At 70.7% G+C, this 16,104-nt stretch carries 10 protein-coding genes; 3 read left to right on the top strand and 7 right to left on the bottom strand.

The window, feature by feature from the left end:
• Window positions 1–144 precede the first annotated feature (144 nt).
• On the bottom strand, window positions 145–696 hold the full coding sequence (gene nrdR, locus C6Y14_RS38035; RefSeq protein WP_107021476.1) for a transcriptional regulator NrdR: 552 nt from the start codon (window positions 694–696) through the stop codon (window positions 145–147).
• 527 nt (window positions 697–1,223) lie between these two features.
• Here nrdR and lexA point away from each other — a divergent pair.
• On the top strand, window positions 1,224–2,006 hold the full coding sequence (lexA, locus tag C6Y14_RS38030) for a transcriptional repressor LexA (protein ID WP_107021475.1): 783 nt from the start codon (window positions 1,224–1,226) through the stop codon (window positions 2,004–2,006).
• Between the two features lie 170 nt (window positions 2,007–2,176).
• Here the strand turns inward: lexA and C6Y14_RS38025 are convergent, their stop codons facing one another.
• From C6Y14_RS38025 to C6Y14_RS38000, 5 genes are all read right to left on the bottom strand, one after another.
• Complete coding sequence (locus C6Y14_RS38025) at window positions 2,177–4,189, bottom strand: ATP-dependent DNA helicase (RefSeq protein ID WP_107021474.1); 2,013 nt, start codon at window positions 4,187–4,189, stop codon at window positions 2,177–2,179.
• A gap of 100 nt (window positions 4,190–4,289) precedes the next feature.
• Entirely contained in the window at window positions 4,290–6,542 is a 2,253-nt protein-coding gene (locus tag C6Y14_RS38020; RefSeq protein ID WP_225891483.1) for an IucA/IucC family protein, read from the bottom strand.
• Window positions 6,543–6,599: 57 nt separating this feature from the next.
• Window positions 6,600–7,478, bottom strand: a complete 879-nt coding sequence (locus tag C6Y14_RS38010) for a GNAT family N-acetyltransferase (RefSeq protein WP_404828889.1) — start codon at window positions 7,476–7,478, stop codon at window positions 6,600–6,602.
• 39 nt (window positions 7,479–7,517) lie between these two features.
• Window positions 7,518–9,614: an IucA/IucC family protein gene (locus C6Y14_RS38005; protein WP_107021473.1), complete on the bottom strand. Its 2,097-nt coding sequence runs from the start codon at window positions 9,612–9,614 to the stop codon at window positions 7,518–7,520.
• 180 nt (window positions 9,615–9,794) lie between these two features.
• Window positions 9,795–11,276: a diaminobutyrate--2-oxoglutarate transaminase family protein gene (locus C6Y14_RS38000; RefSeq protein WP_107021588.1), complete on the bottom strand. Its 1,482-nt coding sequence runs from the start codon at window positions 11,274–11,276 to the stop codon at window positions 9,795–9,797.
• A gap of 504 nt (window positions 11,277–11,780) precedes the next feature.
• On the opposite strand from C6Y14_RS38000, the gene C6Y14_RS37995 reads away from it, so the two are divergent.
• Together C6Y14_RS37995 and C6Y14_RS37990 are read left to right on the top strand one after the other, a co-directional pair.
• Complete coding sequence (locus tag C6Y14_RS37995; RefSeq protein WP_107021472.1) at window positions 11,781–13,010, top strand: trypsin-like serine peptidase; 1,230 nt, start codon at window positions 11,781–11,783, stop codon at window positions 13,008–13,010.
• Between the two features lie 145 nt (window positions 13,011–13,155).
• Window positions 13,156–14,355 (top strand): hypothetical protein, encoded by a 1,200-nt coding sequence (locus C6Y14_RS37990; RefSeq protein WP_107021587.1) that lies wholly within the window; start codon window positions 13,156–13,158, stop codon window positions 14,353–14,355.
• 97 nt (window positions 14,356–14,452) lie between these two features.
• On the opposite strand, the gene hflX is transcribed toward C6Y14_RS37990, so the two are convergent.
• On the bottom strand, window positions 14,453–15,946 hold the full coding sequence (hflX, locus tag C6Y14_RS37985; protein ID WP_107021471.1) for a GTPase HflX: 1,494 nt from the start codon (window positions 15,944–15,946) through the stop codon (window positions 14,453–14,455).
• Window positions 15,947–16,104: the final 158 nt, after the last annotated feature.

Here is a 16,104-nt window from a genome sequence, read left to right as displayed (position 1 = left end):
CTGTATCAGGCTAAAACGCCCTGAAGTGCCTCGTTCTTCCCGGGGCACGGTGTGTGTTCTGGTATCGCGAGCAGCGCCTACGCGTCCGCTCGCAACAGGTATGTGGTCGCCGCCGATCGGCAGGGCCGGTGCGGGCCCTTCTCGTCAGTCGGCGGCGCTTGCGGGCACGGGGACTTCGACAGCCTCTCCGGACCCGCGGTCGCTTCCTTTGCACCCCTCGCACACGTCGTCGTCGGCCGTGGCGGGGCCCTGCGTCTCTTCCCTGAGTTCCGTGATGGCGGACTCGAAGTCCTCCAGCGAGTCGAACGCCCGGTAGACGGACGCGAACCGCAGATAGGCGACGAGGTCGAGCTCCTGGAGGGGCCCGAGTATGGCCAGTCCCACGTCGTGGGTGGTCAGTTCGGCACTCCCGGTGGCCCGCACCGCTTCCTCGACCCGCTGGCCGAGCTGAGCGAGCGCGTCCTCCGTGACGGGCCGCCCCTGGCACGCCTTGCGCACGCCGTTGATGACCTTCGTACGGCTGAACGGTTCGGTGACTCCGGACCGCTTCACCACCATCAGGGAGCACGTCTCCACGGTCGTGAACCGACGGGAGCAGTCGGGACACTGGCGACGCCTGCGGATCGACGTGCCGTCGTCCGTCGTACGACTGTCGACGACACGGCTGTCGGGGTGCCTGCAGAAGGGGCAGTGCATCGAATCCAACCCTCCTCGCACAGCACGACTCGATAGCCTCGGCAGGCCCTTGAGCCCCTCGAAGCAGCCCCCAGCATAGGCGATGACCTAGGAGCTGGAAGACCGGGGGACCACAACTTCTGGGCCGCTGTGGAACTCGGACCACTATATGTAGGGCCTGACCCGAATTTCACGCTCTACGCGCGTGTCGCTCCCGTATTGGCATGTGCCGCGCGTCCATTCCGGCCGGGAGCGTACGGGGATACGGTGTGCGGCAGCGGTACGGGGGCCGGTTCCCCGCCCCTGGGGCACCTGATGGCAGACTGGTCCTCGCCCCGCTCCGACCCACAAGGCCACGGCATCGGCGGCGAACAGTACGAGAAAATGCGGCACCGAGCACCTTCGTCCGCCCCGTGCAGCGGTAGCCATACACCCAGACGCGTGATCACGTAAGGCCATTCGCGTTTTTTCACTCGAACGTGTGTTTGGCGCAACCTTTCGAAAGCAACTACCGTTGTCCAGCAGGGAGACGAACGAGAGGGGCCGACGTGACCACCACCGCAGACAGTGCCACCATCACTGCCCAGGACCGCTCCCAGGGCCGATTTGAGCCGGTGCAAGCCATGAATGAAACCGCGAACCAGGAGGGGCCCAAGCCCGCCCGCTCCCTGCCGGGCCGACCTCCAGGCATCCGGGCGGACAGCTCCGGTCTCACCGACCGGCAACGCCGCGTCATCGAGGTCATCAGGGACTCCGTCCAGCGGCGGGGATACCCACCGTCCATGAGGGAGATCGGTCAGGCCGTCGGCCTCTCCAGCACCTCCTCCGTGGCCCATCAGCTGATGGCACTGGAGCGCAAGGGCTTCTTGCGCCGCGATCCACACCGCCCCAGGGCCTACGAGGTCCGCGGATCCGACCAGTCCTCCGCACAGCCCACCGACACGGCCGGCAAGCCGGCGGCGTCGTACGTCCCGCTCGTCGGCCGGATCGCCGCCGGTGGTCCGATCCTCGCCGAGGAGTCGGTCGAGGACGTCTTCCCGCTGCCCCGGCAGCTGGTCGGCGACGGTGAGCTGTTCGTGCTGAAGGTCGTCGGCGACTCGATGATCGAAGCCGCGATCTGCGACGGCGACTGGGTGACCGTACGGCGCCAGCCGGTCGCGGAGAACGGCGACATCGTGGCGGCCATGCTGGACGGTGAGGCCACGGTCAAGCGCTTCAAGCGCGAGGACGGCCATGTGTGGCTGCTGCCGCACAACTCCGCCTACCAGCCCATCCCCGGTGACGAGGCGACCATCCTCGGGAAGGTCGTGGCGGTGCTCCGGCGGATCTGAGGATCCCCCTGACCGGGCCCCGGGACCTCTGCGCCGGTTCCGGGGCCCTGTGCTGTCCCCGCCTCGCTCACGGATGCCCCACGGAGCCCTGCGCCGGACCGCTGCGCACGTCACAGGGGCCGCTGCCGCCCGCTCTCACCGGAGCGGGAGACAGCGGCCCCTGTGTCCGTTCAGGCCTCCTCGGCCGCCACGGTCGCCTCTGCTGCCTTGGCCGCCTCGGCTTTCCGGGCCTTCTCGTCGATGGCGGCCAGCGACCGCCGCGCCTGGTTCCGGTCCGTCGTGTACCAGAAGTCGGGCAGTGACGCCTTGAGGTAGTTGCCGTAGCGCGCGGTGGCGAGCCGCTGATCCAGCACGGCGACCACACCCCGGTCCTCCGTCGCCCGTACGAGGCGGCCGGCGCCCTGGGCCATGAGCAGGGCCGCGTGCGTGGCCGCGACGGCCATGAAGCCGTTGCCCCCGGCGTCCTCGACCGCCTTCTGGCGGGCGCTCATCAGCGGGTCGTCCGGGCGCGGGAAGGGGATCTTGTCCATGACGACCAGCTGGCAGCTGGCGCCCGGGACGTCCACGCCCTGCCAGAGCGAGAGCGTGCCGAACAGACAGGTCTTCGGGTCCGCGGCGAAGTTCTTGATCAGCTCGCCGAGCGTCTCCTCGCCCTGGAGCAGGATCGGGAACTCCGGGATGCGGGAGCGCAGTTCCTCCGCGGCGAGCTGGGCGGCCCGCATCGAGGAGAACAGGCCGAGCGTACGGCCGCCGGCCGCCTGGATCAGCTCGGTGAGCTCGTCGAGCATGTCTCCGCGGTCGCTGTCCCGCGCGGGTCTGGCCAGGTGTTTCGCGACGTACAGGATGCCCTGCTTGCCGTAGTCGAAGGGCGAGCCGACGTCGAGGCCCTTCCAGAGCGGGATGTCCTCCCCCTGGACGCCTTCCGGGGACAGGCCGAGCGAGGCGCCCACGCCGTTGAAGTCGCCGCCGAGCTTCAGCGTGGCCGAGGCCAGGACGACGGAGCGGTCCGTGAAGAGCTTCTCGCGCAGCAGGCCCGCCACGGACATCGGCGCGACCCTCAGGGACGCCCCGAAGCGGTCGTGCCGCTCGTACCAGACGACGTCCCACTCGGAGCCGTTCGTGATGCGCTCCGCCACGTCATGGACGCTCTCCACGGAGGCGAGGGCCTGCTTGCGGACGGCGTCCTCGTCGGTGACGGACTTGTCGCGGGTCGCCCCGATCCCCGAGATCACCGTGCGGGCGGCGTCGCGCAGGGCCATCAGCGCGTACCCGAGATCCTCCGGGATCTCTTCGAGGCGGCCGGGCAGGGCCAGCTCCATCAGCCGCTCGAAGCCCTCGGCGGCCGTCTGCAGCTGATCGGCCGCCTTCTCGTTGACGAGCTTCGACGCCCGGCGCACCGCGCGGTTGACCTGGCCAGGCGTGAGCTCGCCGGTCGCGACCCCGGTGACCCGGGAGACCAGCTCATGAGCCTCGTCGACGATCAGCACCTCGTGCTGCGGAAGGACGGGGGCGCCCTCGATGGCGTCGATCGCCAGGAGCGCGTGGTTGGTGACGACGACGTCGGCGAGCTTGGCGCGCTCACGGGCGGCCTCGGCGAAACACTCCGCTCCGTAGGCGCACTTCGAGGCGCCGAGGCATTCCCTGGAGGAGACGGAGATCTGCGACCAGGCGCGGTCCGAGACACCGGGGGTGAGGTTGTCGCGGTCACCCGTCTCGGTCTCGTCCGACCACTCCCGCAGCCGCAGCAGGTCCTGACCGAGCTTGCTGGTGGGCGCGGCCGCCTCGAACTGGTCGAAGAGGCCCTCCTCCTCGTCCTGGGGCGCTCCTTCGTGGAGGCGGTGCAGGCACAGGTAGTTCGACCGGCCCTTGAGCATCGCGAACTCGGGGCGGCGGCGCAGCAGCGGATGCAGGGCGTCCACCGTGCGCGGCAGGTCCCGCTCCACGAGCTGCCGCTGGAGCGCCAGGGTGGCGGTCGCCACGACGACCCGCTCCCCGTGCGCCAGCGCGGGAACCAGGTAGCCGAGCGACTTACCGGTGCCGGTGCCCGCCTGGACCAGCAGATGGGAACCGTCGTCGATGGCCTGCGCGACGGATTCGGCCATGGTCACCTGGCCAGGGCGCTCCGTACCGCCGACGGCTGTGACGGCGGCGTGCAGGAGTTCGGGGAGTGAGGGCTCTGTCATAGCCCGACCACCCTACGGGTCGGCACCGACAACCGGGTGATCGCGGCGGTGGAGGGGGATGTGATCAGGACGCGTGCACAGGCGTCGGTGCTGTGGGTGATCACGACTGGTGGAGAGGGTTCGGGACGGTGCCGTGGACGGCGGCGTGCGGGCGCTGCGGCCGGTCCCGGTAGCCGTCGAGGTGCAGCCGGTTGCGGTTGAGGCAGAGTCGCTCGATACGGGGAGTGAGCAGGTCGAACGTCTCGTAGCGCTCCTTGAGCTCCGGGAACAGCTTGTGGTGCCGGAGGATCTCCGCCCGGACGAGTGACCAGAACTCGTCCTCGCGCACGCCCAGTTGCTCCTGGCACAGCGGGGCCAGATACCGGAAGACACCGACGAAGAGTCCGGAGTGGATGAACTGAGTGAGGAAGGCGGCCGGCTCCGTGAGCAGCACCGCCCGTACGTCGTCGGGCATGGAGGCGTGCTCGGGCAGCCGCTCCGCGCTCACGTTCACGTCGTCCACGAAGTCCTTCACCGCGAGCCGCACCGGTACGTCATGGTCGTCGAAGACAACGATCGCGTTCTCGCCATGTGGGCTGAACACAGTGCCGTACCGGTAGAGGAAGTGCAGCAGGGGTGGCAGCAGCGCGGCGAAGAGGCGGCGCAGCCAGCTTCGCGGGTCGAGGCCCGAGCGCTCGACCAGCTCAGCCGCGAAGGCCCGCCCCTCGGGGTCGGTGTGCAGGAGAGCGGCGAGCGTACGGGCACGTTCGCCGGGCGCCAGATGACGGGAGAGCGGCTCGCGCCAGATCGCGCCGAGCAGTTCCCTGTACTGGTACGGGACTTCCGGCAGCGCGTCGTACACCGGGTGCCCGACCGTCACCGACGCGACCTCGCCCAGCAGGATCACCCCGCAGGTGTCGTGGAGGAAGGGATCGGTGTCCCGCAGCCCGTGCATCCAGGCGGTGACGGCGGGGGCCGCCAGCGTCCGTTCCGTCGGGAGGCCGCGCCACACCAGGGTGTTGAGGACGGACAGCGGCAGTTTCACGGTGTGCCGGTCCGGACGGGATGTGTTCAGGAAGGTACGGATCGACTGCTGGGGCAGACGGAGATCGCCGTCCGGCGGCAGGGGGACGATGGCTCCCGCGGCGACGGAGGGTGCGAAGAGCGGCAGGACGACGTCGTTCCACTGCCAGGGGTGCACGGGCAGATAGAGGTACGACTCCGGAGTGAGGCCCCGCGCGCGCAGTGCGGTGTCGTACGACTTACGGACGGCGGGGTCGAGCTCGCGCGCGTAGAGCTGGTCGGCGCTGTCCAGGCCCTGGACGCCCCGGTAGGTGGCGAGCGAGGTGTGGACGGCGATCCACGGCAGGACGGTCGCCCTGCGGCCCTCGGGCGCCCACTGGGCGGCGTCCGTCGCGGAGAAGCCGAGCCGTCCTTTGTTGAGGACGATCCAGGGGTGACCTGTCTGGTGCCCTTCGAGCTCCGCGTACCCGAGATCGGCGAGGCGGGCGGCCGGGAGGGCGGTGTGGTCCAGCCGGGCGTCGGCGGCGAGTGTGGTGGACAGTTCGCGGATGACGTGCCCGAGGGTGGCGCCGTCGAGACGGAGCACGGCACGGGCGCGCGTGAGGAAGTCGAGGGGGTCGGTGTAGGGGCGCTGGTGTGGGGGTGGCATGGGGGCGTCGGGTGCCGTGGGGGTGGTGGCTGAGGCCTCCGTGAGCGGCTGGTCGGCGAGGGGCCTGGGATCGGGCACCGGGCCGGCGGGGCGCCTGGGCTCGGAAGGCGCGGCGTCGGTGGTTGGTTCGGGTTCGGTTGCGGCGGGAAGTTCGGCCTCGTCCGTGGGCCGGGCAGCGCGTTCGGTCAGGGTGAGTGACGACGGGTCCACCCGCCAGCTGTCGTACGCACCGCGGCGGGCGCGGAAGGCGAGGATGCCGCCGGCGTCGAGGCGCAGCGTGTAGCAGCGCTCGCCGTCGGGGGCGGCGGCCGGCTCCGGGTCGGAAGGGGACGCGGCCGAAGCCTGGGGTTCGGGGATGGGTGGCGCGGTGGGTCGTCGCTGAGCTTCGGTAGCGAGTGGCGAATCGTCTCCTCTGGGGCCCCGGGACCCGTCGGCAGCCCCCGCGCCGGAAGGGCTGGGAGAGCCGGGAGGGCTGGAGGGGCTGGAGGGGCTGGAGGGGCTGGAAGAAGCTACGGCTGCCGCCGTACCGCCGGTGCGGTGCACAGCCGGTTCCGGCAGCAGGATCTCCTCGTGCGCGAACTCGCCGATCATCTTCGCGAGCAGGCGGCGCCCCGCCTCCTCCCATCTTTCCGGGCTCAGTTCCGGCGGGTCGTAGAGACGTGACGGCTCTCCGGGAGACGGGGCGGAGGACGGGTTCGGCACAGGGACTCCTCGACTGGGAACCTGATCGGGACGAGCGGTGTACTAGAAGTGACGGCGCTACAACAGATCGCGCAGGGCCCGGTCTCGGACCATGAGGGCTGCCTTCTTGTCGGGCAGCTCTACCTCGGCGGAGAACCGGAAGCCGGCGCTCAGGAAGGCGGACACGGAGGGGGTGTTGCGAAGGTCGGGCTCCGCGACGACTCGTGCGCAGGCGGGACGACGGTCGAGGACGAGGTCGGAGACAGCGCGGAGCAGGATCGAGCCGAGTCCCCGCCCTCGATGGGCCACACCGCCGATGAGGAGGTGAATTCCGGTGTCGTGCAGGCGGGCCGGGTAGTGGCGGGCCAGGGGATCGAGATCCGCGCGGTAGATCTCCCAGTAACTCATCGGTGTGCCGTCCAGCATGCCGAGGCAGGGGACGCTGCGTCCGTCGCCGTCGAGTTGGGCGCGCAGGTGGTCCTCGGTCACCGTGCCGGGGCCGGCGAGTTCCCAGAAGGCGGCCACGGCAGGGTCGTTCATCCAGCGGCTGATCAGCGGAAGGTCACGGTCGAGGTGTACCGGGGTCAGGTGGAAGGTGCCCGCGTCGGTAGCCGTCTCCCCCCAGTCACCGACGCGGTCGAGCAGGTCCTCACCAGTGGGGGTGAGAGGGCGGGCGGGTCTTGTCCGGCGCGGTGCTGTTTCGGCGTCCCTCGTGAAGAGCGCGAGGAGGTCGTCGGGCAGACGCAGGTCGAGGGTGTCCGCGTTGCCCGGGCTGCCCGCGTCGTCCGGACCGTGCGGGTTTTCCGCGTCGTCCGGACCGTGCGGGCTGTCGGCAGCGGGCCCCGTTCCAACCCGGGCGTCGGCGCGGTGGGCCGTATCGGCAGCGGTATCGGCGTCGGCGTCGGCGTCGGCGTCGGCGTCGGCGTCGGCGTCGATGCTCGCATCGGGGGGAGGCACGGCGACGCTCCTCTCAGGAGACGGGGTGGGTCATGTTCCTCAGGAGTGCAGGGGGTTGGCGATGGTGACGTAGACGGACTGGGTGTCGACCGGGCCGACGAGTTCGTCTAGGCCGTGCAGCCGGGTCAGCAGGTTGGCCTTGCAGCGCAGGACGGGAGAGTCGAGCAGGAGGGAGGGCAGGGTGGTCCGCGGCAGGCGGGCCGGGCCGGAGACGACGCTGGTGAGGAAGCGGCGGAAGGCGGCCAGCAACAGGCGTTCATCAGCCAGGCGTTGGGAGCCGAAGGCACCGATGAGGCCGAGCACGTTGTTGATGGCGAGGTAGTAGGCGAACCGTTCGTCGGTGACCGCGTCGGAGACGAAGGTGTCGCTGTGCTCGCCGATGCCGGGCAGCCGCTCGTTCAGTTCCGCGCGCCGGGACTCGCGGAAGTAGTAGCCCTGGTTGTCGCGGTAGCGGCCGCCCCGGGGCCAGCCGTCCGCGTCCAGTAGCAGCAAGGTGTTCTGCTGGTGTGCCTCCAGCGCGATGCCGGCTTCGCTGTCCAGCCAGAGGACAGGACGGACGACGTGTTCGAGGTAGCGCAGGAACCACTCCGCGGCGACGGCTCCACGCGGCCGGCCCGTGCGGCCGGCGAGCCGGGTGACGATCTCGGTGAGCCGGGACCGGGTCGCGGACCGGGACTGCTCGGGCTGCCGTTGTCCGGTGGACGTGTTCCCGGGCCTGGGTGAGACGAGCCCGGCGATGCAGGAGACATCGTCGGTCGGCGTGAAGGGGTTGTGGCGGATCATCACGTCGAGGCCGGTCACCGGGGTGCCGTCGGACTCGTTCACCGCGAGCCACGCGGGGTCGCGCACGATGTCGAAGCCCGGGTGGGTCGCCTGCCACTGTCCGGCGAGGCCTGCACGCAACAGGCGGTGGACCTCGACGCCCCGGTGGAACTCCTTGCGGAGGTTCTCCCGGCGGGAGTTGGTGATGCGCAGGCCCAGCGACAGCTTCAGCATCGCGGGGGCACCGGAGCGGTAGAGGGTGCGGACGGAGGAGGTGGGGTGCCACGGGGAGCCGTGAGGGCCGAGGTCACGGAGCAGTCCGGCGGTCAGGAGTTTCGTGGTTTCCGGGCGGCGGTGGACTTCTCGGAGCTGCCAGGGGTGCATCGGCAGCGCGGCGTAGCCCTCGGGCAGCCGCAGTCCCGCACCGGCGAGCCGGGAGGTGAGCTGTTCCGCGGGTACCGGTCGGCCGCGCTCGGTCCACGCCGAGTCGGTGGCGAGCACGGAGGGGGCCACGGCCATCCAGTGCAGGGCGAAGGAGCCCCGCAACTCCGGCGAGTAGAGCCGGTTCTCGGCGACGGAGAGCCCTTCGCGGCTCTTCGGGGTGGGGTGGAGCGGATGGCCGAGCAGCAGTGACTGTTCGGCGGAGAGGAAGAGGTCGGAGCCGTCCGCGGGGTTCTCCCTGCGGTCCGTGATGAACACGACGGTCCGTCGCAGGGAGTCCGCGACCCGGCCGACCAGGTCACCGTCGTCGACCGAGTCGCGGAACCCGGCGGCCCCCACGGAGGCGACGTAGGTGCTCCCTTCGGCGGCGGTCGCACCCGGTGCGGCGGGCGTCATCGCTTCGGCGGGCGTCGTCGCTTCGATGGACACGTGCGCGGGGACGGACTCGACGGACGCTGTCGGGGTTCCATGAGCAGGAGCTCCATGGGCAGGAGCTCCATGGGCAGGAGCCTCGCGGCCCAGCAGGGCCGCGAGGGTGACGGCGTCGGTGGGAGGGGCCTGGTCCGGGGCGCTGGCGAGGTGAGGAGGGCCCAGTCGGTGCCACCCCGTGGGGGACCAGTACTGGACCGGGACGACAAGGGCCGTACCACTGGCCGGCAGGGGGATGCGCAGGGCGCCGTCGGCGGGAGCGGGGAGGTCGTGCTCGCGTACCCAGCAGCGCAGCAGGTTCTCCACGGCCGCCGCCTGGGCGGCGGTGTGCGGGTCGGGGTGTTCCAGCAGATCGGTATGGGCGCCGTACAGTCCTTCGGACTTCCTGGCCCCTCCCTTCTGCCGGGGGACCGACTCGCTCCCCGGCCCGAGCGGGACCTGCGGGCGGCAGGCAGCTCGCTCGTGGGGCTGGGGGCGTCCGTCGGATGCGGGCGTGGCGTTCAAAAGGGTTCCTCGGAGGTGGTTCAGGCTCGTACGGCGACGAACCGGGGCTGTTCCGGCATGGGTGACACCTGTGCGGTTCCTGGTCGGGCCGGGACGGGAAGACGGAGGGCGCTGCTCCCCCATCGGTCCGCCGCCCCACCCTGCGTGTTCGGTCTGCTCGGCCTGCTCTGCGTGTTCGGTCTACTTGGCCTGTTCTGCCTGTTCTGCCTGTTCTGCCTGCTCGGCCAGTTCGGCCAGTTCGCTGGGCTCTGTCGGCGGCTTTCGGGTGCCCGTGACAGCTCGGCCGGTGGGCACCTTCGCCACCTCGGCCACTGCGTCGGCGAGCCGGTCCAGTACCGCGGTCGCCTGCTCGTCGGTGATCGTGAGGGGTGGGAGCAGGCGCACCACGTCGGCGTGCCGGCCGCCCAGTTCCACGATCAGTCCGCGGCGCAGGCACTCCCGCTGGACGGCGGCGGCCAGCTCGGGCGCGGCGGAGGGAGGCCCTCCGGGGGTGGCGGACGGCTTCTCGGGGTCGACGAACTCGACGCCGATCATCAGTCCTCGGCCGCGCACCTCCCCGACACAGGCGAAGTCGGACTCCAGAGCGCGGAGTCGGCCGATCATGCGGTTGCCCAGTGCGGCGGCGCGCTCCGCGAGTCCGTTCTCGCGGACGTACGCGAGGGTCGCGGCGCCCGCCGCCATGGCGATTTGGTTGCCGCGGAACGTACCGGCGTGGGCGCCCGGTTCCCAGACGTCGAGGTCGTCGCGGTAGACGACGACGGCCAGCGGCAGGCTGCCGCCGATGGCCTTGGACATCACCATCACGTCGGGTGTGACGCCACTGTGCTCGACCGCCCAGAAGGTGCCGGTCCGGCCGACCCCCGTCTGCACCTCGTCGGCGATCAGTGGAATGGAGCGCGCCGCGGTGATCTCCCGTATCCGCCGCATCCAGTCGTCGCGGGCCGGGATCACGCCGCCCTCGCCCTGCACCGGTTCGAGGATCATGCCCGCGGGGCTCGTCACGCCGGATTTCGTGTCGTCCAGGAGGGACTGCGTCCAGCGGGCGGCGAGTTCGGCCCCTCGCTCGCCTCCGACGCCGAACGGGCAGCGGTAGTCCTGTGGATAGGGCAGGCGGGTGACTCGTACGTCCGGGGCGCCTCCGGATGCCGCGAGCGCCCCCTCTGTCATCCCGTGATAGGCCCCGGTGAAGGCGAGGATCCCGTTGCGTCCGGTCGCTGTACGCACCAGTTTCAGCGCCGCCTCCACGGCGTCCGTGCCCGCGGGGCCGCAGAACTGCACCCGCGCGCGGCCGGCGAGCCCGGGTGGCAGGGTGCGGAACAGCTCGGTGGTGAAGGCGTCCTTGACGGGTGTGGCCAGGTCCAGGACATGCAGCGGGGCTCCCGAGTCGAGGACCTTGCGGATGGCCTCCAGGACGACCGGGTGGTTGTGGCCGAGGGCCAGTGTGCCCGCGCCCGAGAGACAGTCGAGATAGCGGCTCCCGTCGGCACCCTCGATGGTCAGCCCGCGCGCCCGTACAGGGACGATCGGCAGGGCGCGCGCGTAGGTGCGTGCCGCCGACTCGCGCGCCGACTGCCGCCGCAGGATGCCCTCTTGCGCCGCGCGCGCCGTCGCGTTCTCGTGCGCCGCGCGTACGGATGCGGTTTCGCGCGCCGCGCGCGCCATCGCGCTGTCCTGCATCACGCGCGCCCCCGGTCCTTCGTACATAGCGCGCGCACCCGCCGCTTCGTGCACCGCGCACGCCCCCGCCGCTTCCCCTGCCGCGGGCGCCGCCTCGGGCTCGGACTCCGTCACAGCCACGTCTGCCGTCCTCCCGCTGTCCACGCCACGCTGTCCACGCCACGCCGTCCATGCCACGCTGTGCGGAGGCGCGTTGCCGGTCCGCCCGATGGGGCGGCAAGGGAATGAACGCAGCCGGAACGTCCCCCGTACGTACCAACGACGAGGACCGCGCGGGGCAACGGCGGACCTGAGATCCTCGCCGTGACGGAACCGTTGCGGGTCCGTCGGAAGTCCCCCACAGCAACGGCATAGTCTGTGGTGCCGTTCGGCGGTCCTCGCTGATCAGCACCCACGGTCCACGTCGGGTACGCACGGGTTCCCGGATCCGTGCGAAGTCCCGTGTGGCAGCACAGAGTTGTTCGTTCACCTCCAGGGGGAGTCACCACCATGCGACCGATACGCCCGCTCTTCGCCGCCCGTCGAGGGAGGAGCCCGCGCCGCAGAATCTCCCCCGTGCTGGCCGCGGTAGGCATGGCCACCGCGCTGGCTCTGACCACCACCGCCTGCGACGCCGGGACGGACGCCGACGCGGCTGCCGAGACGTCCGCCGCCGCGGCCGGTGACGGCAAGATCCAGATCCCGGACGACATCAAGGACAGGCTCAAAGAGCACGGCATCGACATCGACAAGTGGAAGGGCGGTGAGTGGAAGAACTGGGACAAGGACGACTGGCTGCGCGAGGCCGGCGACTACATCAACCCGATCATCGCGGACCTGTGGGACCCGGACCGTATGCGCGAGGCCGAGGACCCGGACCAGGGCAAGGGTGTCGACGAGAACGACCTCTCGGGTGACCAGGGCGTGACCGACCCCGAGCCGGCGCCGGTGGAGGCGCAGGCCGTTCCGGCGGCGTACCACGAGAACGTGCCCGAGGCGGGCAAGGTGTTCTTCGACTCGCCCGAGGGCACGATGGTCTGCTCGGCGACCGTGGTCGAGGACCCGGCCCATCCGGGGAAGTCCAACCTCGTGTGGACCGCGGGCCACTGTGTGCACGCGGGCGCCAAGGGCGGCTGGTACCGCAACATCGCCTTCGTGCCCTCGTACAACGACAGCGCCATGTCGGCGGCCGAGAGCGCGAACGCCACCAAGGAGCAGGTCGCTCCGTACGGCGTCTGGTGGGGCAACTGGGCGCAGACCTCGGACCAGTGGATCGAGCAGGGCGGCCCGACGGGCGGCGAGGGTGCCTCGTACGACTTCGCCGTCATCCATGTGACGCCGGAGAAGGGTGGCGACGGCAAGTCCCTGGAGGAGACCGTCGGTTCGGCGCTCCCGGTCGACTTCAACGCTCCGGCCGTGTCCGAGGTCGGGGACATCACCGCGACCGGTTACCCGGCGGCGAAGCCGTTCGACGGCGAGACCATGTACCAGTGCACGGACAAGCCGGGCCGGCTCTCGCTCGTCAGGTCCAACCCGACGATGTACCGCATCGGCTGCACCATGACCGGTGGTTCCTCGGGCGGTGGCTGGGTCGCGACGGGCTCGGACGGCGAGCCCGCGCTGGTCTCCAACACCTCGATCGGCCCGGTCACCGCGGGCTGGCTGGCGGGTCCGCACCTGGGCGCGGAGGCCAAGGGGATCTACGACTCGGTGAGCAAGAAGTACGCGGCACAGCGGTAGCGGCACGGGGACGGACGGCGGCAGGGTGGGCCTCACGCACCCATGCACCGCTCGGCCGCCGTTCGTCTCGAAGCTACCGATGGCCGCCCCGCACACGCTCGACCCGCAGGTCGGGAACACACGCTCTATCGGGGGTAACAACACCATGCGTTCCACACGTCCGTCCTTCGCGGGACGTCGCGGGCGGGGCCGCCTCCTCGCCGTCGCCGGAGTCGTCGCGGCCCTGGCCCTCACCGGCACCGCCTGCGACTCGGGGGACGACAAGGCCGCCGACAAGCCGGCTGCCACGGGTTCCGAGTCCTCCGGTTCCGACAAGATCGAAATTCCGGCCGACATCGCCGACAGGCTCAAGGAGCACGGCATCGATGTCGACGACTGGAAGGACGGCGAGTGGAAGAACTGGGACAAGGACAAGTGGCTCAGCGAGGCCCAGGACTTCGTCAACCCGGTGATCGAGGGTCTCTGGAAGCCTGAGCGGATGACGTCCGCCGAGGACCCGGAGAAGACGCTCTCCACGAAGGACGCGGCGGCCGAGCAGGGCGTCAGCGACCCGGCGCCCGCCCCGGTCACGGCGACGCGCGAGAAGACGCCGTACCACGAGAACGCCGCGCCGGTCGGGAAGGTCTTCTTCGACTCCCCCGAGGGTTCGATGGTCTGCTCCGGCACGGTCGTCACGGATCCGCGCCACCCGGGCAAGTCCAACCTCGTGTGGACCGCGGGCCACTGCGTGCACGCCGGCGGTGGCGGCGGCTGGTACCGCAACATCGCCTTCGTGCCCGCCTACAACGACCTCGGCAAGTCCGAGGCCCAGCTGGGCGACGCCACGCAGCAGGAGATCGCCCCGTACGGCCAGTTCTGGGCGGACTGGGCCTCGACCTCCGACGAGTGGATCGCGGGCGGCGCGGAGTCGGGCGGCGCGGGTGCCCCGTACGACTACGCGGTGCTGCACGTGAAGCCGGAAACCGGCTCCAAGTCCCTTGAGGAGACGGTCGGCAACGCGCTGGACGTGGACTTCTCCACGCCCGTCGCACGGAACGCGGGCGCGATGGGCGCCTGGGGCTACCCGGCGGCGGCACCCTTCGACGGTCTGATCATGCACAAGTGCGTCGACCGGCCGGGCCGGCTCTCGCTCGGCGCGGGGCTGCCGACCATGTACCGCATCGGGTGCACGATGACCGGTGGTTCGTCCGGCGGCGGCTGGTTCCGCGTGGTCGACGGCAAGACCGTGCTCGTCTCGAACACGTCGATCGGCCCGTCCGACAGCACCTGGCTGGCCGGTCCGCAGCTGGGCGAGGGCGCCAAGGCCATCTACGACAACATGAGCGAGGAGTACGGCGCCAAGTAGGCGCCGAGCAGAGGACGGCGAGAGCCACGTAGGAAACGACAGAACCAGAAGGCCCGCCCCTGCGAGAGGGGCGGGCCTTCTGCTGTGTCTCCGCTGATCAGGCCGCCGGAGCCGGCACGTACGGAGCGAGCTCCGCCGCCAGTTCCTCGTGCACCCGCACCTTCAGCAGGGTGCCCTCCGGGGTGTGCTCCTCGGAGAGGACCTCGCCGTCGGCGTGGGCGCGCGCCACCAGCCGGCCGAGCGTGTAGGGCACGAGGGCCTCCAGCTCGACCGAGGGGTGCGGCAGTTCGACGTCGATGAGCGCCAGCAGCTCCGCGATGCCCTGGCCCGTACGGGCCGAGACCGCGATGGAGCGCTTCTCGTTCCGCATCAGCCGCTGCAGCACCAGCGGATCGGCCGCGTCCGCCTTGTTGATCACCACGATCTCGGGCACCTTGGTGGCACCCACGTCACGGACTACCTCGCGCACGGCGGCCAGCTGCTCCTCCGGCGCCGGGTGCGAACCGTCCACCACGTGCAGGATCAGGTCGGAGTCGCCGACCTCCTCCATCGTGGAGCGGAACGCCTCGACGAGGTGGTGCGGCAGATGCCGTACGAAGCCGACGGTGTCCGCCAGCGTGTACAGCCGCCCGCTCGGGGTCTCGGCCCGGCGCACGGTCGGGTCGAGGGTCGCGAACAGCGAGTTCTCGACGAGTACGCCCGCGCCCGTGAGGCGGTTGAGCAGCGAGGACTTGCCGGCATTGGTGTAACCGGCGATCGCGACCGACGGCACCTTGTTCCGGCGGCGCTCCTGGCGCTTGATGTCGCGGCCGGTCTTCATGTCCGCGATCTCCCGGCGCATCTTCGCCATCTTCTCGCGGATACGGCGCCGGTCGGTCTCGATCTTGGTCTCACCGGGACCACGGGTGGCGAGGCCACCGCCCGAGCCGCCGCCCATCTGACGGGACAGCGACTGACCCCAGCCGCGGAGCCTCGGCAGCATGTACTGCATCTGCGCGAGAGCGACCTGCGCCTTGCCCTCACGGGACTTGGCGTGCTGGGCGAAGATGTCGAGGATCAGGGCCGTACGGTCGATGACCTTGACCTTGACGACGTCTTCGAGGTGGATGAGCTGGCCCGGCGACAGTTCACCGTCGCAGATGACCGTGTCCGCGCCGGTTTCGAGCACGATGTCACGCAGCTCGTTGGCCTTGCCGGAACCGATGTACGTGGCCGCGTCCGGCTTGTCCCGGCGCTGGATGACTCCGTCGAGCACGAGCGCTCCCGCGGTCTCCGCGAGGGCGGCCAGCTCGGCCAGTGAGTTGTCCGCGTCGGTCGCGGTCCCCGAGGTCCACACACCGACGAGTACCACCCGCTCCAGGCGGAGCTGTCGGTACTCGACCTCGGTGACGTCCTCAAGCTCGGTGGAGAGGCCCGCGACGCGGCGCAGGGCCGCACGCTCGGAGCGGTCGAACTGGTCGCCGTCCCGCTCTCCGTCGATCTCGTGGCTCCAGGCGACGTCCTCTTCCATCAGGGCATCGGCCCGAAGACCGTCGGGGTGGTTCTGCGCAACGCTCTGTGTGTCCTGGGAAGGGGAAGAAGAGGAGGTCATTGGGTCCTTACGTCGATGGGGATACCGGGGTGACGGACTCCACGCCCGTCACCCAGCTCAACGCCCGGGGCCGCCGGGAGATTCCCGCCCGGGGCCACGGGGCCGTGCCGCCGACCTGAAGTGTCGTCGACGTGAAGATGTTCGCACGGCACGCCCCG

The sequence above is a fragment of the Streptomyces dioscori genome (genome assembly GCF_003024195.1).
Classification (GTDB): Bacteria; Actinomycetota; Actinomycetes; order Streptomycetales; family Streptomycetaceae; genus Streptomyces; species Streptomyces dioscori.
Note: the sequence above shows the minus strand (reverse complement) of the source record. Positions and strands in the feature narration are given on the sequence as shown.

Coding starts and splice junctions, on each gene's coding strand:
- nrdR (WP_107021476.1), bottom strand. CDS start 696: ATGCACTGCCCCTTCTGCAGGCACCCCGACAGCCGTGTCGTCGACAGT.
- C6Y14_RS38025 (WP_107021474.1), bottom strand. CDS start 4,189: ATGACAGAGCCCTCACTCCCCGAACTCCTGCACGCCGCCGTCACAGCC.
- C6Y14_RS38000 (WP_107021588.1), bottom strand. CDS start 11,276: ATGGCGCGCGCGGCGCGCGAAACCGCATCCGTACGCGCGGCGCACGAG.
- C6Y14_RS37995 (WP_107021472.1), top strand. CDS start 11,781: ATGCGACCGATACGCCCGCTCTTCGCCGCCCGTCGAGGGAGGAGCCCG.
- C6Y14_RS37990 (WP_107021587.1), top strand. CDS start 13,156: ATGCGTTCCACACGTCCGTCCTTCGCGGGACGTCGCGGGCGGGGCCGC.
- hflX (WP_107021471.1), bottom strand. CDS start 15,946: ATGACCTCCTCTTCTTCCCCTTCCCAGGACACACAGAGCGTTGCGCAG.